Genomic DNA, 704 nt, shown 5'->3' on the forward strand with positions numbered 1-704 from the left:
CGTGCCGAAAACGGCAAAAAACCGGGGGGGTTGAGCGCCCTCAGCGCGGCGGATGTGGCGTGTTTCGTTTCCGGCTGCGTTGATCAGACCATCCTTAGCATAATCAGGATTTCTCAGTTGACCTTGGGTCGTAATACCGGCATTGCGTTACTGGAGTTTACCCAAGCATCGGTGTTCAACAGTTCCGGGTAAGGAACTGACCACCCTCAAAGCGGATAGTGAAGCTCTCGGATTCGTGTAGCTCAGGCGAACCGCTGGGCCTTCCGTGATGATTTCCAGTGCAGTGAGGCGGGCGAGTACACGGTTGGGCAGCACGAACATCCTGGTGAAGGGGGCAGCCCGACACAACGGTCATAACTTCGTTGATGCCAGAGCCCCCGTATCAGGTGTTGACATGCAGGCAGTCATAGCGATTCAGGATCTATGCGCAAAGCAGGGAACACGGCGGTTGACAGGTTCTTAACAACCTTGGATTCTATTCCGTCATTTGAGCCCGCCGGCTCAGCAAGGATCGCTTTATGTCAGGGGGAAGTGCGTCGCTCTCGTTGGTCGAGGGCGGCTCGTCGGTGCATGACCGGCCGGATCTGGGGCTGCAGGGGTTGGTCCTGCCGGCGCAATTTCATGGCGTTGCCGCAGACGCGGTGCAGCTGGCGCATGGGTTCGGTCGTGGGGGCGAGCCATTCGACGAGACCACACTGCTGCTG

The 704-nt window shown here is 58.4% G+C and carries 2 protein-coding genes; both read left to right on the forward strand.

Translation table 11 applies throughout. The annotated features are described in order from the left end of the window. On the forward strand, positions 1 to 192 hold a 192-nt coding region (locus tag XCSCFBP4642_RS29755; protein WP_033897810.1), incomplete at its 5' end, for a hypothetical protein. Between the two features lie 326 nt (positions 193 to 518). Next, the coding region (locus XCSCFBP4642_RS26035; protein WP_152527178.1) for a cysteine peptidase family C39 domain-containing protein at positions 519 to 704 on the forward strand (186 nt) is incomplete at its 3' end.

Source organism: Xanthomonas cassavae CFBP 4642 (assembly GCF_000454545.1).
In the GTDB taxonomy this organism is placed as follows: Bacteria; Pseudomonadota; Gammaproteobacteria; order Xanthomonadales; family Xanthomonadaceae; genus Xanthomonas; species Xanthomonas cassavae.